This window comes from Flavobacterium sp. W1B (genome assembly GCF_047344965.1).
In the GTDB taxonomy this organism is placed as follows: Bacteria; Bacteroidota; Bacteroidia; order Flavobacteriales; family Flavobacteriaceae; genus Flavobacterium.
In genome coordinates, this window is sequence record NZ_CP178845.1 from 89,967 (window position 1) to 107,371 (window position 17,405).

The 17,405-nt window shown below is 32.4% G+C and carries 14 protein-coding genes; 1 reads left to right on the top strand and 13 read right to left on the bottom strand.

The features are described 5' to 3' along the window. Positions 1-98 precede the first annotated feature (98 nt). From ACMDB5_RS00365 to ACMDB5_RS00425, 13 genes are all read right to left on the bottom strand, one after another. Positions 99-2,909 (bottom strand): M16 family metallopeptidase, encoded by a 2,811-nt coding sequence (locus tag ACMDB5_RS00365; protein WP_413999061.1) that lies wholly within the window; start codon positions 2,907-2,909, stop codon positions 99-101. A 421-nt stretch (positions 2,910-3,330) separates the two neighbouring features. Continuing rightward, complete coding sequence (locus ACMDB5_RS00370; RefSeq protein ID WP_413999062.1) at positions 3,331-4,362, bottom strand: TlpA family protein disulfide reductase; 1,032 nt, start codon at positions 4,360-4,362, stop codon at positions 3,331-3,333. A 118-nt stretch (positions 4,363-4,480) separates the two neighbouring features. Continuing rightward, a complete protein-coding gene (locus ACMDB5_RS00375) occupies positions 4,481-5,899 on the bottom strand; it encodes a RagB/SusD family nutrient uptake outer membrane protein (RefSeq protein WP_413999063.1) in 1,419 nt (472 codons plus the stop codon). Positions 5,900-5,910: 11 nt separating this feature from the next. Then, a complete protein-coding gene (locus ACMDB5_RS00380; RefSeq protein ID WP_413999064.1) occupies positions 5,911-9,408 on the bottom strand; it encodes a TonB-dependent receptor in 3,498 nt (1,165 codons plus the stop codon). 105 nt (positions 9,409-9,513) lie between these two features. Then, on the bottom strand, positions 9,514-10,326 hold the full coding sequence (locus ACMDB5_RS00385) for a FecR family protein (protein WP_413999065.1): 813 nt from the start codon (positions 10,324-10,326) through the stop codon (positions 9,514-9,516). Positions 10,327-10,373: 47 nt separating this feature from the next. Next, a complete protein-coding gene (locus ACMDB5_RS00390) occupies positions 10,374-10,712 on the bottom strand; it encodes a hypothetical protein (RefSeq protein WP_413999066.1) in 339 nt (112 codons plus the stop codon). 66 nt (positions 10,713-10,778) lie between these two features. Further along, positions 10,779-11,333 (bottom strand): RNA polymerase sigma factor, encoded by a 555-nt coding sequence (locus ACMDB5_RS00395; RefSeq protein WP_413999067.1) that lies wholly within the window; start codon positions 11,331-11,333, stop codon positions 10,779-10,781. 336 nt (positions 11,334-11,669) lie between these two features. After that, positions 11,670-12,839 (bottom strand): MFS transporter, encoded by a 1,170-nt coding sequence (locus ACMDB5_RS00400; RefSeq protein ID WP_413999068.1) that lies wholly within the window; start codon positions 12,837-12,839, stop codon positions 11,670-11,672. A gap of 179 nt (positions 12,840-13,018) precedes the next feature. After that, positions 13,019-13,507 carry a Crp/Fnr family transcriptional regulator gene (locus ACMDB5_RS00405; RefSeq protein WP_413999069.1) on the bottom strand — a complete coding sequence of 163 codons (489 nt, stop codon included), beginning with the start codon at positions 13,505-13,507 and terminating at the stop codon, positions 13,019-13,021. Positions 13,508-13,954: 447 nt separating this feature from the next. Then, positions 13,955-14,296: a DUF4252 domain-containing protein gene (locus tag ACMDB5_RS00410; RefSeq protein WP_413999070.1), complete on the bottom strand. Its 342-nt coding sequence runs from the start codon at positions 14,294-14,296 to the stop codon at positions 13,955-13,957. 1 nt (position 14,297) lies between these two features. Next, positions 14,298-14,873 carry a DUF4252 domain-containing protein gene (locus ACMDB5_RS00415; protein ID WP_413999071.1) on the bottom strand — a complete coding sequence of 192 codons (576 nt, stop codon included), beginning with the start codon at positions 14,871-14,873 and terminating at the stop codon, positions 14,298-14,300. A gap of 13 nt (positions 14,874-14,886) precedes the next feature. Beyond that, positions 14,887-15,336 carry a hypothetical protein gene (locus ACMDB5_RS00420; protein ID WP_413999072.1) on the bottom strand — a complete coding sequence of 150 codons (450 nt, stop codon included), beginning with the start codon at positions 15,334-15,336 and terminating at the stop codon, positions 14,887-14,889. Continuing rightward, positions 15,323-15,832, bottom strand: coding sequence for an RNA polymerase sigma factor (locus tag ACMDB5_RS00425; protein WP_413999073.1), 510 nt, complete (start codon positions 15,830-15,832; stop codon positions 15,323-15,325). Before ACMDB5_RS00425 ends, ACMDB5_RS00420 begins: the two co-directional genes overlap by 14 nt. A gap of 123 nt (positions 15,833-15,955) precedes the next feature. On the opposite strand from ACMDB5_RS00425, the gene ACMDB5_RS00430 reads away from it, so the two are divergent. Further along, positions 15,956-17,395, top strand: coding sequence for a S41 family peptidase (locus ACMDB5_RS00430; RefSeq protein ID WP_413999074.1), 1,440 nt, complete (start codon positions 15,956-15,958; stop codon positions 17,393-17,395). Positions 17,396-17,405 lie beyond the last annotated feature (10 nt).

Here is a 17,405-nt window from a genome sequence, read left to right on the forward strand (position 1 = left end):
GCCATTGTTTCAATGACCCTATAAATCCTTTCGTTGTTTGTGTACTAATTCAAAATACTTATAAAAAAACTAAGTAGTAACGAAAGATGCTTTTAGAATTATTTTTGAGGTTTAAATATAATTTCGAAACTTTGGACATCATTATTCATCATTACATTAACGAACTTTTGAACGTCTTGTGGTGTAATTGCATTAATGATATCCACATTATTTTTAGTGTCATTTTTATCATAACCTTCAATAAAGTAATCATAAAGCAAATTCAACTGATAAGCCGTATAATTTTTTTCTTCTTTTAAGTCCTTTAAATAACTGCTAAGTGCTTTGCTTAAGTCCTCTTTCTTGATTGTACCATTTTTAATTTTATTCATTTCTTCGTGAACGATAGTAACTAATTTATCTGCCTTATCAGGATCACAATCAAAATAAACGTACAAACTAGCTAATTGCTTAGGTCTTTTAGTCAAAGAACTAAAAACGCTAGCTCCATAAGTACCACCTTCTTGCTCTCTTAAGGTTTCGGTCAATCTAAGTTCAAGGATATCCTGGAAAGTCTTTAAGAGGTACGTATTTTTTAAACTGTATTTAAAATTGTTTTTAAAAGCAATACGCACAGTCGCTTTAGGATCTTCCATTGCCATGAAAACATCCTTTTTAGTGGTTTTATTTAACCATGAAACCGAATTATCTTGCCATTTTTCTTTTTTCTTAACTGTTGGCAAACTAGCTACATATTTTTCTAATAAAGGTTTAAGAGCCTCTTTTGAAATATCTCCAGTAATAAAAAACACAAAATCAGAAGCATTGCTAAAACGATCCTGATAAATCGATTTTATTTTTTCGAATGAAATGTCTTTTATATAATTTTCATCAAACAATCGTTTTTTAGAATTGTTAAATCCATACAAAGTTGTAGTAATGCTATCTTCCATTTTATAAGAGATGTCATTTCTTCTTTGAATCAAATTATTATTCAGATTATTTTGAAGAACTTTAAAGCTGTTTTCGTCAAATCGAGGTTTTACAAATTGTAAATGCAACATTTGCAACATCGTTTCGATATCTTTTGTCGTAGTCATTCCCGAAATATTTTCTTCTAAATCAGCAATACCCACTCTTGAATTTGCATTTTTACCTGCCAAAACTTTTGATAAATCTGTAGCATTGTAGTCTCCTAAACCGGACATTCTCACTAAAGTACTCACCATAGCTGCCGAAGGAAGATCAGCATCTTTTATCAAAGAATTACCTCCAAAACTAGCCGCTTCAAATAATACATTATTCTTTTCGATGTCACTAAACTTATAGTTCACAACTACTCCATTACTTAAAACAAATGTTGTAGATCCTAATTCTTTATTATTTTTTTCCGAAACAATCTTACCCGCTTTAATTTCAATACCAGAAGTCAATGTTTTTCCAACAAATTCGTCTGCATAAGCAACCAAAGTAGTATCATTTTCTACTTCTTTGATTAATTTTAAAGCCTCTTCTTGAGAAAGATTTTTTTCTCCTTCAACTCCTGTTACATCTAAAACGCGATTCTCAGCCGTATATAATTTTTTAATGAAATCATGTAAATCTTTAGCGGTCATCTGACTGAAAATCAGCTTAACAAGATCATATTCTTTTGCCGTATCAGTCATCGCCTCATTTTCTAAATAGTTTTTCTGAATTGTATTTGCTATTTCAGCATGAGAGGTTTGATCAATTTTACTAATTTTAGTTTGGTACATATTGTTAAAAACAGCGATTGTTCTATCAATTTCTGATTGGGTAAAACCAAATTTAACAGCTCTGTTTAATTCTTCTAAAGCAGTTTTAAAAGCTTCATGTTGCATATTTGGTTTTGGCGAAATCATCAATCCAAAATTGTTTTTGGCTCTTGCCAAACTTTGATAACTAGAACTTGCAGACACAAATGGGGCGTCTGGTTTTTGAGAAATCTCTCTAAGTCTAGCATTCAACATTCTTGAAATCATTCCACTAAACAAGAATTCTTTTAAATCGCTAACCGTTTCATCTTTCAATGATTTTGGCTGATTAATGCTAAAAGAAATATTTGAAGTAGCTACTTCTTTATCCATTCCTAAATTATAAAGCATGACTTTATTATTAGGAATTGCTATTACCACTCTTTCCAGCGGATTCTTTATGGCTGGAATTGGAGAAAATAATTTTTCAATTTTTTGTTCAATTTCCGCTACATCAATATCACCTACAACCGCTATTGCTTGTAAATCGGTTCTATACCAATCGTGGTAAAAATCTCTTAATGCCTTGTATTTAAAATTATCAACAACACTCATCAGACCAATCGGCATACGATCAGCATATTTAGTGTTATTAAACATAGTTGGCAATGATTTTTTAAAAAGTCGCATGTACCCATTTTGTCTGGTTCTCCACTCCTCTTTTATTACGCCACGTTCCGCATCAATTTCAGCTTCTGTAAGCGACAAACCATCAGCCCAATCATGCAAAATTAATAGTGAAGTATCAATTAAACCTGGAACATTTGTAGGAATGTTATCCATATTGTAAACTGTTTCATCAAAAGCAGTATAAGCATTGATGTCTTTGGCAAAAACAGCTCCATGTTTCTGAAGTGTATTTAAAACGCCTTTTCCAGGAAAATTTTTAGTCCCGTTAAAAGCCATGTGTTCCAGAAAATGCGCAAGCCCTTGTTGGTCATCGTTCTCTAAAACGGAACCTACATTTTGAATGATATAATAACTTGCTACATTTTTAACTACATCTGTTTTGTAGATATAATAGGTCAAACCATTTTTAAGAACTCCTTTTTTTATTCGGGTATTTACCGGGAGCGGATCATTCAATTTCAGTTCTTGTGCGCTAACAGTGTAAGCTGCCAAAGAGAGAAATAATACAATTAATAGATTTTTCATGTTTTCTTTATAGTAATTTTAGGTAAATTTCTTATTTGCAGTAAAGTCTTCTAAATATTCATTAGTTGAGAACTTTATTATCTACTCCTAAGTGGTCGTTTATATGTTATTTTTTAATACAAAACATTCAATAGAAATCCTGCCCAGCTTTAAAATAAATTTTAAAAGGGAAGATGATCTGAAACAATTAATGGTTACAAATACAATAGCATTCTATAAAAAACTATTATTTATTTACAAACATTAACGTTTAACAAATGGGAAATAAAAATTTCTTGATTTTATATGAAACTAAATTTTAATGGATTTTAGTAGATTACTATCCAAAAAATTTAGCTCCGGATTTTATTTAAAACCAGAAAAACTAAATTCTCTGGTTTTAAATAAATCTTAAATAAGCTAACTTATCTCATTCGAATAATTAAATATCTAGAGAATTTAAGATATCAGTCAACTCAGGCTCAGAAGGTCTTGGCGAATCAGAATTAACTATCTTACCTTCCTTGTCTAATATGATAAAACGCGGAATCCCTTGAATATAATAAGAAGCAATGAATGAAGATTCAATTTCTTTGTCAGCTAAAAGTTGAACTCCGGATAAACCTTGAGCTTTGATCATATCACGCCATTTTTTTTCATCGGCCAAACGATCTACAGATATACTTACAAATTTTATGTTTTTGTCATGAAATTGTTTTTCTAATTTCCCTAAATATGGCATTTCATATTTACATGGTCCACACCAAGTTGCCCATACATCAATAAAAACATAACTTCCTCTGAAATCTGAAAGAGATGATTTTCCGCCTTTATAATTGATATAATTCTTAAAGTCTGGCGAAGCCATTCCCGGTGCTAATTCGGTATTGTTTCTTTGTTGTCTTATGTATTCATCTTCTACACCATTGTTAAACTCCTCAAATCTTTTTTGTTGAGAAGTCACAAAATCAGCACTAAAAACTGATTTTTTCTGATCCAATTCAGCTTTAAAATCAGCTTTAAATTTATTCATTTTGGCATCAAATGCTTCTTTATCTAAATTTAAAAATGCGTGGTAATCAGCTCCAAATAATTCGCCTTCTAATTTAGCTTTGGCTCTTAAGAACAAGTTCTCTTCTACGCCTTTTCCTTTAAAAGTGATCGTTTTAGAAATACTTTTGGCATCAAAATTAATTTCTAAATTCATATCATTAGTTAGATACAAAACAAAAAAATTATCATAAAAAGTATTATAAAAAACAGGTTTGTCTAACTTAATGGTATCTCTATAAGTTCCGTCAACGGCTACTTTAATGTTAATGGCTTTTGAGCTAACAGGATCAAAAAGCCTTATTCCTAATCCTTCTATAGGGTTTTCAATTTTCCCGTGTAAAACCACATAATCCTTTTGTGATATTACTTTTTGACAAGAAAGCAAAACCATCAGTAGTGCTATCAATGATAAATTTCTCATTTTTTTTATTTTTTTTTGATTAATTGATTAAAAAAATGAGAGTGCATAATCAGTTGGAATACATTATTTATTTATTCATTACTGTTTGCTACACTCTCATTTAAAAGTTCACAAAGACTTAATAGCCTTTATTCGGAATAATAGCTTTATTTCCTGCTATAACTTGCAATGGAATAGGCAATACAAACTGATTGGTAGATATCAAACTAGGCTTAACTGATGAAGCAGTAAGATTTCCAAGTGAATGATAACGTACGATATCAAACCATCCTTCTCCGTTTTCAAAGAAAAGTTCCAATAATTTCTCTTGACGAATGTCGTTTAATAAAGTTGCTTTATCAGAAAAGTTTTTTTCTGTAACCCCAACACGATTTCTAATTTCGTTTAGACTTTCCAATGCAATATCAAGATCTCCTCCTGTCTTACGTGCTTCGGCTTCAGCCTTAATCAAATATATTTCAGCAAGACGTAAATGATACAACGTATTTCCTTGGGATGCAATCGTACTTAAGAATGGGTATTTACCATTGGTATTCGATTTTTTAGTGGTTTCTGCATAAGCAAAAGCAAAACGAGGATCGTAACCTGAACCAAGACCATCTAAACTACCATCATTCGTAGCTCCAACTTGGGCATCTGCTAAATTTTTCAATGATTGGCTATAAGACGTTCGGTTTACCTGATCCATTGAGGTCTTTCCTTCATTACCAGGCCCGGTAAATGGTGCAAAAATAACCTCTGATGAGTTGAAACTCTTCGAAAAAATATCAGCATAATTAGCTTCTAGAGCATAACCTTCATCATTATTGATCACTTCATCTGCTAAGGCTGCTGCTTCGCTAAAGTTTCCTTTGTATAAATATACTTTAGATAATAAAGCTTTGGCAGCAAGACTTCCTGAGTAAAAATGATCTATATAAACAGGACCATTAGCCGCTGCATAAAGTAAATCCTCTTCGATCTGGTTGTACACCTCTAAAACCGTATTTCTTGGTTTTGCCTCAAGTGTAGTCGCAAAGTTAGTTCTTAACACTACTCCATAAGTTGAATTTAAGTCATAAAATTCTCCAAAATAACGCAGCAAATTAAAATAAGTAAAGGCTCTTTGAAACTTTGCCTCGCCTACCATTTCTGCTTTTTTGGTATCAGAAATACCGATAGCCTTACCTGCTTCTAATTCTTGAATTAAAAAATTACAGGAATTAATAATCTTATAATGACCGTTATACAAATTAGCCAAAAAGATATTATCAACCGGAACCTCATTAGTATTAAATCCTTTACTACCACTTATGGAACCTGTAAGAAGTCCCTCATTACCGTAAGCGGCTAAGTGTAATGGAAAAAAGCTTACATCAAACTCTTTACCTAAATCATAAACACCGTTAAGAACGAGCTGTGCCGAGGCTTCATCTCTTACTGTATTCTCGGTTGTTAATTTATTATATGGTTTTATATCGTCAATACTACAACTAGTAATAGTTGCTGCTACTGCAAAAAGTAAGACCGTATTAATTTTTCTTATATGTTGTTTCATCTGTTTTAAATTTAAAATTGAACTTGAATTCCTAAAGAGAATGACTTAGCTAATGGATACGGATCTTCATTACTTATTTGATCTGTTATATTTCCTCTTTCCGAGAAAGTTTCAGGATCCATTCCAGGCCATTTTGTCCAGGTCAATAAATTTGTTCCTGTCAATGTAAGCGTCGCTCTATCAAATCCAATTTTATTCAACAATTTTTGATCAAAATTATAACTGAACTGCATACTCTTTAAACGCAAATAAGAAGTATCATAAACATATCTATCAGAAATTCTTCCATTAGCAGAAGGATCTGAATAAAGCGTTTTTGCATAACGGGCATTCGGATTCTCAGGAGTCCAAGTATTTAAAGCATATTCGCTATATTTATTTTCTCCTAATGAATTATATGTCCCCATAGGAATGGCATTCCAAATTGATTTTGCTCCTACTGAATACTGGAACAAGGCGCTAAGGCTAAAATTCTTGTAAGCGAAAGTATTTGAAATTCCACCAAAAAAGTCCGGCTGAATATTTCCTATTATAGTTCTGTCATCAACTGTTATTTCGCCATCTCCATTAACATCTTCCATCATAAAATCTCCCACACCAGTTGAAAATTGGTCATAGAATCCTGATGGTGAAGCTGCATTTAGAGCATCTACTTCATCTTGAGTTTGGAATATTTTTGCCACTTTATACCCTTTAATAGTACCTACTGGCTGACCTTCAATAAAATAATCCAATTGGAAAGGATTAATGCTGGCACCGTTTAATTTTTGTAATTTATTTCTGTTAAATGACCAATTCACGTTAGTTGACCAAACAAAATCGTCACCTCTGATAATATCACCACCCAAACTGATTTCAACACCTTTATTAGTAACATCCATAAAGTTTGAAAAATAGGAATTAGGACCTAATTCTAAAGGCAAAGGTGTTTTTACTAAAGCACCTGTTGTTTTTCTATCATAGATATCAAAACTTCCTTTTAGTCGGTTATTGAAAAAGCCGAAATCCAAACCTAAGTTTACCTCATCAGTAGTTTCCCAACCAATATTCGCATTTGGAAAATTATTATCCGGAAGAATAGCAGAACCGCCATTGTAAATATTAGATGATTGGTTTTGAAAAAACTGTAAATAAGCAAAATCAGAAACATTCGTAGAACCTACTCTCCCTACACTCGCTCTCATTTTTAAACTACTTACTTCATCGCTATTACGTAAAAAGTTTTCATTAGAAATATTCCAACTTGCAGATAAAGATGGGAAATACCCTCTTTTATTATCTGGACCAAATTTTGAAGAAGTATCTGTTCTAAAGTTCAAAGTGGCATTATACAAATCTTTGTAACCATAGTTCAAACGAGAGAATAATGAGTACAATCCAGTTTCTAATCTATTGCCTGAATAACCTATTAATGACCTTGCTGAAGAAGCATTGATTAAGATCTCATCATCAGGAAAACCTGCGTAAAATTGATTTGAATTATTAAAATTTGTATTATCCCAAGCTGCACCCGCCAATAAACCTATTTTATGGTTCGAGATTTTAAAATCATAATTAGCAGTTAGATTCGTTGTAATATTAGAAACCAATCCATTCGATTCATTCAAGTAAGAATCATTAGGAAAAAAGACAAAATCCGTTTCTACAATTTTTGGTACAAAAGAGCTGTTTTTATTGTAAAACACAGAAGCATTAACATCTGTCTTAATCTTCAAATCTTTTAATGGCTCTACTTCAATATAGGCACTACCAATAAAATTATAGGCTTTGTTGTTCGTTTTACTACTCAAACGCATTAATGGATTAGGCTCAAAAGTCATAAAACCATATTGATAATCAGTCTGTCCTAATAATTTTCCATTTTCATCTCTTACAGGCAAATCCGGACGAGCACGAGCAATAGAAGTATTAACCGTATACTGATTTGAAATATCATTTTCTCCCGATTTTGCTTCGGTATGACCTACATTAACAGAAGTTCCCATCTTTACATAATCATTTACATCTGTATCCAACGAAAGACCTAAATTATACTGTTTCATTCTATCATTAACAGTCAAACCTTCTTGGTCTATAAATGAAGAACTAAAGTTATAATTGCTTTTATCACTACCTCCACTCAAACTTAAATTAGCCTGTCTTGTTACCGCCATACTTCTGAAAACTTCTTTGTTCCAATCTGTATTTGCCGTACCAAAATAGTCGTCATTCATACCATCATAATTCACCATGAAAGTATCAAAATCTAAATCTACCTTAGCAATATTGGCTAAATCAAAAGACAAGAAAGGATCTAATTGACCATTATTCATGGCATTAACACTATTAGACATCAAGAGATTATAGTACTCTTTATACTGGCTAGAATTCAAAACTCCAACTTTCTTTATAGGTTGAGCCAAAGTAGTTGCATAGGAGAAATTCACTTTTGGTGCCTGGCCTTTCTTACCTCTTTTTGTCTTAATGATAATCACACCATTGGCTCCACGAGAACCGTAAATAGAAGTAGCTCCAGCATCTTTCAACACATCAAAACTTTCTATATCATTAGGATTCAAAGTAGATAATGGATTAGCACCTTGCAAAGCATCAATATTAAATGGCACCCCATCAATTACAAATAACGGTTGATTTAACCCGCCACCCGATGATAGTGGTGAAGTAATTCCTCTAATATTTATACGAACCGGCGCACCAGGACGACCTGTATTTTGAGATACTTGAACTCCTTTTACTAAACCTCCCAAGGCTCTGTCAAAACCGATGCTTCCAGTTGCAGCCTGCACGATATCTTTGGCATCGATAGAAGAAACCGCACCTGAAAACTCGGTACGTTTTTGCTTGCCGTAACCAACAAGCACCACTTCTTCAAGCTCGTTAAGTTCTTCTTGAAGAACTATTTTCATCGAAGATTCCCCTGCATAAGCAATACGTCTTGATTGGAATCCCAAATGTGAAAACAGCAAAATTCTTCCTGTAGCATCAGCATTCAGTTTGAATTTACCGTCAAAATCTGTAGAAGCACCATATTTTGTTCCTTCAATCGTAACAGAAACTCCTACCAAAGGAATTCCTACTTTATCAGTAACTACTCCTTGCACTTGTTTTTGATCAACAGCAGAAGAAACATTTTCACTTTTGTTTTTCTCTACTTTCTTAAGAACAATTTGATTACCTAATATTTGGTATGAAATATTGGTATTATTAAATAGTTTTCCTAAAACGTCTACTAATTGCTTTTTTTCAACGTTTAAATCAATTTTTTGATTAACATTCAATTCATTGCGGTTATAGAAAAAATGAAAATCAGTTTGATCTTCAATAATCTGAAAAACATTTGTCAAAGCCACACCATTAACATCCATGGTAACCCTGTTTTTCTGTCCATAACTACTTGATGCATTGACCTGTAAAAGACTGGTAAATAAAAATAAGAGTGTGAATTTCATCTTTAAGTTAGAGTTATTCAAAATGCGCATCAACGCACCTTTAGTTCGTTGTTTTTTCATAAGTTTACACTGGTTTAATTTTGTTAGTTTAAGATTAAATCATTTTTTAAAATGACTATGGAAGGTGTTGGCGCACCTTCCTTGTTTTTTGGTTAAATTAATTTATTACATATTTTTTGGTTTGGTTATGGTTATTACTCTATTGTTAACGGTATAATTAAAGGCTTTATAAGTTTGAAACGTTTTCAAAACTTGATCAATATTCTCATCTTTAAAAGTTGCTGTGATAACAATATCGTTCAGCTCATCGTAATTATTTACAATATCAACATTGTATTTTCGCTCTAACTTATTAGCAATAACCCCAAACGAATCATCAATAAACATTAGCTCTCCCGAAACCCAAGCCACATATTTCCTAATATCCACCAGCTCCGTTTTTAAGTGCTTGTTTTCAAAATAAGCACGATTACCCGGTTTCAAAAGCACTTCCTCATTCTCTAGAAGCTTATTATAAGCAGCAACGCTTCCCTCAACCAAAACAGTATATGTTTTTGCATCTTTCTTATAGGAAGTCACATTGAATTTAGTACCCAAAACTTTAACATTCATATCGTTTGAACCAACAAGAAAAGGATGTCTTGCATCCTTAGTAACATCAAAATAAGCTTCTCCATCTAAAAACACCTGACGACTTTCTCCTTTGATGAATCGCACGGGATATTTCAAAGAAGTTCCTGAATTTAAATGCACATTGGTACCATCGGATAATTTGAGTTCAAAACGTTTTCCATAAGGGACGTTTATCGTATTATATACTAAGGTGTCTTTTACTAAAGAATTCGTATATACTAATTGATTTCCTTTTTGAGTTCCAACAACATTACCTTTAGCGTCAACTACCTGAGTCGATCCGTCCTCTTTTATAATTTGGATATCGCCATTTTCTAATTGTAACGTTATAGCCTCATTAGGCACAACAAAAGTAGGCTTGCTAACAAAATCCTCCTGATAATAAAAATAACCTATTGATAAAAAAAGAGAATAACAGCAGCATACTTAAAGACGGTTGATGCTTGCTTTAAAAACCTAATTTTGGATTCTGGTTTTTCTGAAATTTCAATAGATTGTAAAGGTCTCTCTAATTGAGACACTATATTATTCCAAGCTTTGTCTTTATCCGTATTTTCTAGGAAAGCTATTCTTCTAGATTTTTTATAAAAAAGCAAATACTCCGAGAAAAATTTTTCATTTTCCGAGCTTTCATTTATCCATTCTTTTAAAGCACAAAATTCACTTTCACTTATTTCTTTTGAAGTATAAGCTAAAAGGAGTACCAAAATATTTTGCGGAATATTATTCATTATTGACATCTTATATTGTATAGATAACAATAGATCAATAATGGGTGAAAAGAAATTAAACTTTTTTTAAACTAAAAGTAACACTATAATTACATCTAATGAATTTCGTAATTGTTTTAAGGCTCTTGAATAATGCGTTTTGACTGTATTTACTGATACTCCAAGCTCTAATGCGACTTCTTTATATTTTAAATTTTCTAATACAATGGCTTTAAAAACTTCTCTACTTTTTAAAGGCAAAGCTTCAATTTCCTCATACAGTTTCTTCTTTTCTTGTTCAAGAAATTCCATATCAAAATTCTCCTCATCCATTAACACATTGATCTGATCTTCTATTTCTTCAAAAAAATATTTATTTTGTTTCTTGGCAGCCTGCAAAGTGTTATTTTTCACCGACTTAAAAAGATACGGACTAATCGTTTCGTCTAATTTTAAGTATATTTTTTCATCCCAAAATTTTATAAATAAATCTTGAACAATATCTTCGGCTAATTCAAATGAGTCACAGTACTTTAAAGAATATATACTAAGAGGCATATAGTATAAATCGAACAATTCTTTATAAGCGGAAGAATCTCCCACCTTAAGTTTTTCAAGGATTAATAAATCTTGTGACTTCATAAAGAATGATTGCTAATAGGAAAAATGTGGTTTTAAATTTAAAATCTTATACACTGCCATAAAACTCCATCCCTACAAATAAACTTATAGACACGGAAAATTAATCGTTATTAAATATTGGCCGAATATAGTATATTTTGATGCATAATCAAATCCCGAAATTTTTCTAATTACAACTTTCACAAAGTATTGTACTTCTTTTTTTACAAAAAATAAAATTGCTTCTTCAACAAATCAAACCATTAAAACACTTAAAACAAATCATTTACACTCTAAAAAAAACAACCCATAAAGATGAAATATTATTTAACATTTTTTGCTCAAAAAACGCAATCATCATCTTAAAAATTTAGCTTTTTCCAAAATATGCACAATCAAAATCAAAACCGACAATGCGATCCCAAGAATTGACACACCTATCCATTGAAAATGTCCCCAAGCCATCGCTCCCGCTACGGTTCCAAAAGCGCCACCAATAAAAAAGCCTACCATATAAATGGTATTGACCCGGTTTCTTGCTTCTGGATTTTTGGAAAAAATAATCTTCTGATTAGTGATATGCAAAGACTGTAAACCTAAATCAACCAGCAAAACCCCAACCATCAAACCTATAAGAGAATTTCCAGAAAACAATAAAATGCCCCAAGAAACTATTAGCAGAGATACAGCCACTAAAATCACTGAATTATTGCTAATGTTACTGCTTATTTTCCCGACAAAGGTAGCAGCCAGAGCTCCAACAATTCCGAGAATTCCAAATGCTCCGGTAACCGCGCTTCCGTAGCCGAAAGAATCCTGCATCAAAAAAACCAAAGTAGTCCAGAATGCACTTAAGCCCGCAAAAGCCAAACCACCTCTTAAGGTAGCCAAACGCAATGAGGCGTCTGACATAAAATAATGGTAAAGCGATTTCATCAAACTTGCATAACTTCCTTTAAATTGCGGTTCAATTCTTGGCAACTTATATTTTAGGATTATAAATAAAATAATCATCATCAATGCCGCGGCATAAAACATAACTCGCCATCCAAATTGTTCGCCTACAAAACCACTTATTACACGACTTCCTAAAATCCCAATCAACAAACCGCTCATCACAATACCTATAGCTCTGCCTCTATTTTGATCATCTGAAAGTTGGGCAGCCATAGGAACAAATAATTGTGGTATGGCCGAGGTAAAACCAACAAGGAAACTACTAATAATAAGAATCAAAACTGAATTAGCCATTCCTGCCGCAATCAAAGAAATAACCATGATTAGGAAATCCAATTGCAATATTTTCTTGTTTGATACTTTATCTCCTAATGGAATAATAAAGAGCAATCCTAAAGCATATCCTAATTGGGTAAACAAAGCTACGTTGCTCACCTCTGCTTCTGACACCTTAAAAGTAACTGCTATTTGATGCAATAATGGCTGATTGTAATATAGATTAGCGACCACAAGACCGGCCGAAATACTTAATAAATACAATACTTGATTGGTAAGGGTAACTTGTTTCATTTTATTTTTTGGAAATGGAATCTAAACAGACTATATAAAAATGTACGCTATTCTAAATTTTAATTATTAATCAACTACTATTCGCCAATGAAATTATAATGAGAATAGCTTTTTGTATTTGTTTTCAAAATTAAAAATAATAACAGCGATAAACATTGTTCTAAAGCAACGTTTTTTTATTACAATTTGGATTTTATCCTGCTCAAAGTAGATGGAGAAATACCTAAATAGGAAGCTGCCATTTTATTCGATACCCTTAACAAAAAATGAGGTTGGTGTTTTATGACCCATTTTACTTTTTCTAAAGCATTAAATCCCTGAAAACCATAAATCCGTTTCTGCGCCGATATAAAACCCAATTCTAAAATTCTTTTATAAATTTTATCGAATTCTGGAAATCGTTCAACAGGATCATAAAAATCCTTTCTGGATATAACTAACAATTCCGATTTTTCAATAGTTTGCAAATACTCATATGTTGGCTGCTGATCTATAAAACTAGGCAAAGCCGTACAAAGCATACCTTCAAAAGCAAAATAACGCGATGTTTCAATTCCCTCATTATTTATGGTATAAAGCCTTATACAGCCTTTGTTTATAAAATAATAACTATCGCAAACGTCATTAAAATCTACCACTATTTCATTTCTCGGTTTGTTTAGGCTCAAAATAATAAGATTAAACGCAAGTCCTCTTCGTTTATTTCTGTTTGACTTTTGATAAAGCTTTTTAAGAGTGAATACATGTTCAGAATTTAAAATATTTCAGAATTACAATCACGTCAAAATTCGGATTAAAACTCCAATATTCAACAAATAATTTCAATTAAATCATTGCAAAGCATTCAAAACAAAAAAGCATCTCAACAATTGCAGAGATGCTTTTTATAACTGTTACTTACTATGAAACAAATCAAAATTAAGTTCTATTTCACTAATTGTTGCAAAGGTTTCAACTGCTCTAAATCAATATTCGACTTTTGAATCAGCTGCAACATCGTCATGATATTGGCGGGATTCATATCATTTCCTAAAACCGAATCACGGCAAAACCGGTTTCTTTTCTATTAGCATACAAAACAAACTCCTTAATATGATCGTCAGATCCAACATAGCTTACCGAAGCGCCTTCTTTTCGGAACTAAACTTCATCAATTGTTGGTATTTTTTATCTTTTAAAATTGCATTTACTTTGGCGCGTTCTACTTCAAACTGTGCTTTATTAGTATCATTTAATTTAAAAGCCAAAACATTCATCTTATCAAAAGATTGCAAAGCGGTACTCTGCTCCGCGGTCAATTTCGCCTTATCAACATTCAAAATACTAGGCGAAATATCTAAGGCTATGAAGTTTTTGTTCTCTGTGTTTTCTACAAAATACTTCTGCAATGTTGGCTCTGAATTACAGCTCACCAACAGCAAGCACAAAAACAATGTAATACTATAGATGATTTTCATACTATCGTTTATTAGCAGCTTTCTTTAACTCGTTTCCACCCGGGATTTTCATCTTATCGGTAAGCACCGAAATTTCATTCAAATCAAAATTACCGGTCAGAGACATCAAAACCGTTTCATTTGCCTTACTTCCACCTTCAATAAACATCAAAAGTTCTTTAATCTGGGTATCGCTTGCACCTGATTTTACGAGTATTTTTATATTCTTACCGCTGTCATTTATACGCATTAACTCTTCTAGTCCTGTCGTTTTTATGTATTTATCAGCGGCAGATTTCATCTCATTTGTCACCCTTGTACTACTGGTCGTAAAAACTTTTAAATTGTCTAACTTTTTTATCAAATTCAAATATTGTTGTGCTTCTTTATCAGAAACATCCACTTTGACCTTACTCATCAAGTCAAACATTTTTCTGTTGACAATAATAGAGGTAACATCATCCTGTCCATCGAATTTATCAAAAGCCGTTTGTGCAAAAAACGGACTTGATACCAATACTATAATTAATGTAATTAGAAACTTTTTGCTCAGATTTAAATTACTGCTTTTCTTGTCTTTGTGAATCGTTGATTTCATTTTCTTTTATTTATTATTGTTTAAAAACTAACTCTTTTGAATTTTGGTATTCCTGAATGTACTGTACACTTTCTATGCCAGTATTTACGTGATTTGACAACAAAGCCAAAGCTTTTTGTGTTTGTCTAAAAGCAACTTGAGGATCGTTATAGGTTCCTAACTCTTGTTTAGTGCTTGCAACATTATAATATGCATACGTTCCATGCCAAGCAAAAATACAGCCACTCAATAGATACCCATATCCTATTAGGTTTTTTATCCCATGTTTCGAGAGTGTTGGAACCCCTTGCTTAAACTTTTGCTCTTTTGCTTGAGAAAAATAAACGAATAAAGATTGGTACTGCTCCAAATGCTGCGCAACATCTGAGGAAGAAAAATATTTTCTCAATTCATTTTCTTCGGCAATACTACTTTCTCCTTGAAAGTATTTTTCTAATAGTATTTCTATTTTAACTAATTCCATAATTGTGTGTTTTTGACATAAATTCCCGTATCGTTTTCCTCCCTCTCGAAAGCGCCACCCGAATGGCAGTTTCATTCATATCTAAAATTTTTGCTATTTCTTCAAACTCATATTGTTCGATGTCTCGCATTTGAATAATTAACCTTTGTTGCTCTGGCAGTTGATCAATGATTTTTTCTACCCAACTCATGCTGTCTTGATCTTCTATCTTTTGTTGTAATCCAGCTTCTCTATCCGTAAAATTAGTATGTACAATTTTTAAATTCCCGGCTCTTTTTGATTTCAATTGATCCAAACAATAATTTTTGGTCATTGTCATTGCAAAAACCTCCACATTATTATAATCGCTCAAGCCTCCATTTTTATTCCACAATTTCACCAAAACTTCCTGAGTTGCATCTTCAGCTTCTTCTGTACTAGTCAACAATCGCTTGGCTAGTCGAAAGACTTTGTCCTTAAAAGGATTAATTAACTGGACAAACTCATTTTGATTCATTGCAATGGTTTTAATAAGTCGGTTATACAATCAAGACGAATTACGTTTATTTTTGTTACAAAGAAATAGGAAATAAAACTAAAGTTACTATTTTTACGTTACTATCTATAGAAAACCATATATATGAAGACCCCATTCAAATTTGCATTACTATTCTTTTTATCAGGATTTATTTTTCAAAGCTGTCAAGATAATGATGACATTGCAGCACCAAAAAACCTAGAGGTTCAAAATTTCATTTGGAAAGGTTTAAACCAATATTATCTTTGGCAGAATGATGTTCCTAATCTATCTGATGATCGATTTGAAAACCAAGCCAAATTAAATGCCTTTTTGGAAGGATATCCAGAACCTGAAAAATTATTTGACGCTCTAAGAGTCGACAAATCAATTGATAAATTTAGTTGGATCGTAGACGATTATTTAGAACTCGAAGGATCACTTCAGGGAACTACAAAAAATGATGGTGTCGATTTTGGTTTAAGCTATAAACCAGGAAGTAACACCGAAATTTTTGGTTATGTTCGCTATATCATACCTAATTCGGACGCGGCTAACAAGGCAATAAAACGCGGAGACATGTTTACTGCTGTAAATGGCACCCAACTTACCATTAACAACTATCAATCTTTATTGGCCGCCGAAAGCTACACCTTAAACTTAGCAACCTATAATGGAACCACGATAGTTGCCAATGGAAATTCAGTACCATTAACAAAAACTGTTTTATCCGAAAATCCAATTTTAATCAAAAAAGTAATCAATTCCGGTTCTCATAAAATTGGCTATTTGATGTACAATGGTTTTTATGCTAATTATGATACCCAATTAAATGAAGCTTTTGCGTTTTTTAAATCAGAGGGAGTTACCGATTTAGTGCTCGATTTAAGATATAATGGCGGTGGTTCAGTTGAAACTGCTACTCGATTAGCCAGTATGATAACAGGGCAATTTAAAGGGAAAGTTTTTGCAAAAGAACAATGGAATCCTAAAATTCAAGCCTATTTTGAAGCTGAAAATCCCGATTATTTAAATAATTATTTTACAGACAAAATAGAATCTACACCAATAAACAGTTTGAACATGACCAAAGTTTACATCCTGACCACAAAAAGCACGGCATCTGCAAGTGAATTAGTAATCAATGGCTTAAAACCTCATATTGATGTAATTCAAATTGGAGATGTAACCACTGGTAAAAATGTAGGCTCAGTGACATTATACGATTCCCCAACTTTTGGCAAACAAAACAGGAATCCAAATCATAGATACGCCATGCAACCAATTGTATTAAAAATAGTAAACTCCGTTGGTTTTGGCGATTACTTTAATGGGCTTACACCTGATGTTGAACAAAAAGAAACGATAACAACTTATGGAGTTCTGGGCGAGTCTACAGAGCCATTATTGAGTACCGCAATAGGAAAAATAACCGGAACAGCGAAAATGGCAAAGCAAATTGGAAAAGATTTCAACTACTTTAAAGATTCAAAATCTTTAAACGGGCAAAACCAAATGTATATTGAAGAAGCTCCTGAAGGGCTTTTGAAATCATTAAAATAATTTTAATACA